Source organism: Paraburkholderia suaedae (assembly GCF_040812055.1).
Lineage (GTDB): Bacteria > Pseudomonadota > Gammaproteobacteria > Burkholderiales > Burkholderiaceae > Paraburkholderia.
Genome location: NZ_JBFOAH010000076.1, coordinates 1 through 5,127, shown reverse-complemented (window position 1 = coordinate 5,127; position 5,127 = coordinate 1). Strand labels below are relative to the sequence as shown.

The 5,127-nt window shown below is 58.8% G+C and carries 3 protein-coding genes and 1 pseudogene; 3 read left to right on the top strand and 1 reads right to left on the bottom strand.

The features are described from left to right. The first annotated feature begins 1,550 nt into the window (after positions 1 to 1,550). The 3 genes from ABQJ48_RS37355 (at position 1,551) to ABQJ48_RS37345 (ending at position 4,706) form a co-directional block, all read left to right on the top strand. On the top strand, positions 1,551 to 1,832 hold the full coding sequence (locus tag ABQJ48_RS37355; protein ID WP_367842875.1) for a ParB-like protein: 282 nt from the start codon (positions 1,551 to 1,553) through the stop codon (positions 1,830 to 1,832). Next, positions 1,750 to 2,145 (top strand): ParB-like protein, encoded by a 396-nt coding sequence (locus ABQJ48_RS37350; protein ID WP_367842874.1) that lies wholly within the window; start codon positions 1,750 to 1,752, stop codon positions 2,143 to 2,145. Before ABQJ48_RS37355 ends, ABQJ48_RS37350 begins: the two co-directional genes overlap by 83 nt. Positions 2,146 to 2,807: 662 nt before the next feature. Next, on the top strand, positions 2,808 to 4,706 hold the full coding sequence (locus tag ABQJ48_RS37345) for a potassium transporter Kup (protein WP_367842873.1): 1,899 nt from the start codon (positions 2,808 to 2,810) through the stop codon (positions 4,704 to 4,706). Between the two features lie 175 nt (positions 4,707 to 4,881). Here the strand turns inward: ABQJ48_RS37345 and ABQJ48_RS37340 are convergent. After that, positions 4,882 to 5,004, bottom strand: a pseudogene (locus tag ABQJ48_RS37340) (VIT1/CCC1 transporter family protein); the annotation flags it as partial. Between the last annotated feature and the right edge of the window lie 123 nt (positions 5,005 to 5,127).

Below are 5,127 nucleotides of genomic sequence, written 5' to 3'. Positions count from 1 at the left end.
AACAGGGGGCGTCGCGGTTCAAAGGCCAGACGACCAACCTGTCGGCCGATTCTCCTGGCTGACTCAGTTCAAGTGGTAAAAGGTCGGCGATCTGAAAACGAGTTGTGCAGACCTTCCCTAGCCTGAGTATCGTCGAATGCGAGTTCGCCGATATCGACCGTCAGTTCGCGATGACGTGACGCGCGCCAATGATTTTTCGCACCGGCAAATTTGCGGCCGACGGGCTTCTGGTCAGTATGTGACGTGGGCAGGGTCGCCGGCGCGCAGGTGCTGATGGAAGCATCGACTGAGATTGGGTGCAAGGAAGGCGCCAGTGGTGCAGCAATGCGGGCTACGGTCGAGTCCTTGGCAAGCGAGTGGCCGAAGGACTATCCGGCGAGGGCAGTCAAGTGGCTGTTGGCTGGGACATAAAGGCAGCCATCAAGCGGCCTCGCCTTCCCGGCACCCGGCCGCAGCCCTGTTACGTCCGAGCCTATGACGGCCAGGGAAAAACTGGCGGTCTCCAACTGAAGCACTTCGGAGGTGACTGGTTGGAAACCAGCTCGGACCGGTGCCAACCCGATTCCTACTTCTTTTGGCTTTCCAAGACATCCACATTGCAGCCGACGAACCAGGCAAGCGCTTGCGCCATCTTCGACAGTGAGACCGAAGCGACCCGACGCGTCGCGTCATCAAGAACGGGCCTAGTTCGCGTTATGTCGACGCGTGCACCCGCATCGCTGCATTGGACTCATCGCTGGCCCAGTTGTACGAACAGATAGGGAAGAAGACGCTCCCAATAGACGCAAGCCTTACGGGCTTCATCTCATCGAAACAAGCAGACAGGGAAAGGTCGGCCAGTGAGCGGAGAACCCTCGAACTTCGCCAGCAATTGCCCTTCCGTAAGTTCGGGCGGGCACCAAGCGAGAGGTTCCTTCGGGTTGCACGCGATTTACTTCCGACCCCCGGTACTCCGCGAGCTCGGCAGTTCATGCGGGCGATTGTCACAGACATAACCGTCCGCTCGAAACAATTTCGTCTGAGGGGAAACCGGGCCCAGCTAACGTCGGCAATCTCGCACTGGAGCGGCAAGGATGATGACGTGGAGGTGCCCAGTGACGTATCAGATTGGTGCGCCGAGGCTCGGCAAGAACGCGAGCTATGACACGTCGCACTTCTGGCTTGTGAACCATTCCCCAGTGACTAACGTTGTCCACCTCAATATTCCGATGATATCCGGCCTCGGTGCCGACGCATCCATTCCAACCCACAATGCCGTCGGATGGCGAGTACACCGATGTACAGGGAACCTTGGGGTCGATACTCAACCACCACAGGAGTGCCTCATCCATTGGTGACACCCCTCCGTTCAGGAGCGTGAAAAGCCATCCGGCATGCGTCGAGTTCGGCTGGCCTGCGACGGGAGTCGCGAGGGTGATAACCTGCCGTACCAGTTCCGGATGCATTTTTGAGAGTTCGCGGGCGTACACCGCGCCGAGGCTCAACCAATTAGCGAAACGGGTCGGCTATTTTGGGCATATATCTGCTTCAGTTGCCCGCAGATATTGGGCGTGAGCATCGAACAGCTTCGGCCGCTGCAAGCGACAGTTGGAATGCTTGAGGTCGACTCGAAACGACAGCACCTTCTGGCCATGAATCAAAAGGATTTGAAAGCGTTCCTCAAAAGCGCTCCAATCCCAACGGTCATCGGCAAACGGGACCGGCACTACGTCATCGACCATCATCATCTTGCGCGCGCCCTCTGGGACGGTGGCATCACGAAGGCGTTCGCGACAGTTGTGGAGGACTTTTCGCGACTCGCCGAGGGGAAAATTCTGGGACGCAATTATTGAGCGCCGGTGGGTACATCCCTACGACGAGCGCGGCATCCTGCGGGCAATGTCTGCAATCCCCGACGTGGTCTCGGGCCTGACCGACGACCCCTACCGCAGCCTGGCAGCCTTCGTGCGTGACGCGGGCGGCTACGTGAAAACGCCTGAGCCCTTCGCCGAATTTCAGTGGGCGGAGTTCTATCGAACGCGCATTCCGATGTGGGCGAATGAATTCCAGTTTAATGCAGCGGTTGAGCAGGGAGTACACCTTGCGTCGAGCCCGGACGCGCGGACGCTTCCGGGCTCCAAACCACAGGGTGCGAAATCCGGCTAAGGCTTTGCGGTGAGCCGTACTGCGCGCCGTAGAGCAGATGTCCTCAAACACCAACACATGCCCGCCAGGACTTCTGAAAGGAAGCGCAGGTAGCATGGCAAGCAATGCGGTGGCGACGTCGCCGCCGCAGACGGCATCAGGCCCGTGACGCTGTTGCCGTAGTGTTGGCTACTGGGCGCTACGTCTCGCGAACGGCTACATCAATCACGCGTCGCTAATCTTGTGGATTCGCATGAGCACTTACATTCTCCTGGGCGGTGGTTTCGGCGTTGCTTTACTTTTCGCCATCTGGGGAATCTGGCACTTGAGGTAGCGGCGGACGTCCGTTACTGCGAGAGCTTTGAAACGATGTATTTCGTTGACGGCTTGCACTTTGAGTGACTTGCGAGCGAGCGGGCGCCCGTGTTCGCCTGGATTGCCGCCGCATCACATCCTGCCTCGATTCGCACGCCTGCCGCTTCGGCTAGCGTACCGGCGCGCCATGCAGCCGCAAGCTTAAGAAACCCTTACTTTGCACGCGTGACAATCTGGAAGTCTCCCCTTCCAGTTTTTTGCAGGGGATGTCTGGCCGAGGGGGCGGCCGGGCGCGCCACTTGCACCGCGTGTGCAACCTCATTTTCCTAACGCGCGGTGTCTTTGCATACACTCAACTTACAGGCCCTATGTCTTCGTCTGCTATCAGTTCGTCGTCTCCGGCGACAAAAGCTGCACCGGGTCTCGTGCTCGGCGCTATTGGCGTCGTGTTTGGCGATATCGGAACGAGCCCACTCTATACGCTGCGGGAATGCCTGAAGGCGGCAGGCGGCATTACCCAGATGAACGTGTTTGGTATCGTGTCGCTGATTCTCTGGTCGATAATCATTGTCGTCACGCTGAAATACGTCAGTTTCGTCATGCGCGCCGATAACGACGGCGAGGGCGGCATCCTGGCGCTCACTGCACTGGCTTCCGGTGTCGCCCCTGCGCGGCTGCGCAGCGTGCTATTGACCTTGGGCGTGTTCGGCGCGGCGATGTTCTACGGTGATTCGATGATTACCCCGGCGATATCGGTCATCTCAGCGGTTGAAGGGGTGACGCTGGTGGACCCGCACCTGACCGAATGGATTGTTCCCATCTCGCTGGCTATTCTTACGGGCCTGTTCAAACTTCAGAAACGCGGTACCGGCGCGGTCGGTAAGGTTTTCGGGCCGGTGATGATTGTCTGGTTCGTGACATTGGCAGCGCTTGGGCTTTCCCATATCGTCACACACATCGACATTGTGCGAGCCGCATCGCCCCTCTATGCCATCGCTTTTGTTGCGCATGCGCCAACTACGGCATTCATTGTTCTGGGCTCGGTGTTTCTGGCGCTGACTGGCGGGGAGGCTCTTTATGCCGACATGGGCCACTTTGGCAAAAAGCCAATCCGGCTCGCATGGCTGTTGCTTGTCCTGCCCAGTCTCGTTCTGAACTATTTCGGTCAGGCAGCGCTTGTCCTTGAGAGGCCTTCCGCGGTGACGCAGCCGTTTTTCCAGTCGGCGCCCGACTGGGCTCTCATTCCGCTAGTCCTGCTCGCGACGGCGGCGACCATCATCGCATCGCAGGCGGTTATTTCCGGCGCGTTTTCGATGACCAAGCAGGCCGTCCAGCTCGGCTTCCTGCCGCGCATACCGGTAGTTCACACGTCGACGCACGAAATAGGACAGGTGTACGTGCCGTTCATCAATGTCTCGCTTTACGCTGCAGTGGTGTTTCTCGTCGTCTTCTTCAAGTCCTCGGACAATCTGGCAGCCGCTTACGGCATTGCGGTCGCATCGACAATGCTGCTGACAACTTTACTGATGTATTTCATCACCCACTGCCTATGGAAGTGGAAACCGCTCGCTACCGTGGCCGTTATCGGGCCGCTGGCTTTGGTCGACGCGGTGTTTGTCTCGAGCAATGTCAGCAAGGTTCTTGAAGGCGGCTGGTTTCCCCTGCTCGCGGGCGGTGCGCTGTTCACCGTGATGACCACCTGGCACAAGGGGCGTGAAACGGTCGTCCAGCGGATGAAAAGCGACAACCTGCCGCTGGCTCCGTTGATTCACTCGCTGTGCGACGGCACGAACTCGCCGCCCCGCGTCAACGGCACGGCGGTGTTTCCCGGTGGCGTAGCAGACATGACACCGACCGCCTTTCTGCATAACCTGAAACACAACGGAGTCATGCATCAGGTCAACATCTTTCTTGCCGGCACGACGGACAACGTTCCCCACGTACCGGACGAAAAGAAAGCCGCCGTCGTCGACTTGGGGCACGGATGTTATGCCATTACGGTTCACCATGGCTTCATGGAGATTCCGAACGTTCCCGCGATTCTTGAACTCGCGCAGAAGCAGATGCCCGACTGGCACTACGAGCCCGAGGACACGTCGTTCTTCCTGGCGCGCGACACGATTATGGCGACGGGCGCGAGCAAAACCATGCCGCTATGGCGCGAGAAGCTGTTCGCGTTTCTTGCGAGAAACGGCGCGCAGGCTGCCGAGTATTACAGCCTGCCTGCCAACCGCGTTGTGGAAATGGGTGGCCAGATTAACCTTTGAAGACCCGACTGCCAGCGGTGCAATCTGGACAGCAGCGGGTCGCGCGATGGCCAGGTGTCGTCGTCAATCAGTTCGGGGTGCAACTGGTTGTACAGCATCGCCTGCCAGTGCCCGGGAAAGAATCATGGCGACTGACTCGCTAAACCGCAAACAGCGCGTCTCGGTAGACAGGGCACTACGAGACAGACACTCCCAGGAGCCGGCCAACGCCGAACGTGAATGCGGCTGCAACAAGGCCAATGGCGACCTGGCGCAAGGCGGAGAATGCCGCACTTCGTCCATTGAACAGTGACGTAAAGTGTGTGATTCACAGACATCGTTTCAACTAAAATGAAGCGATGGACCGTGAGATTGCGACTCGATTGCGGTGGGTGGCGATGTACCACGAGACCGGTAATGCCGGTCTCGTGTGTGCGCGCTG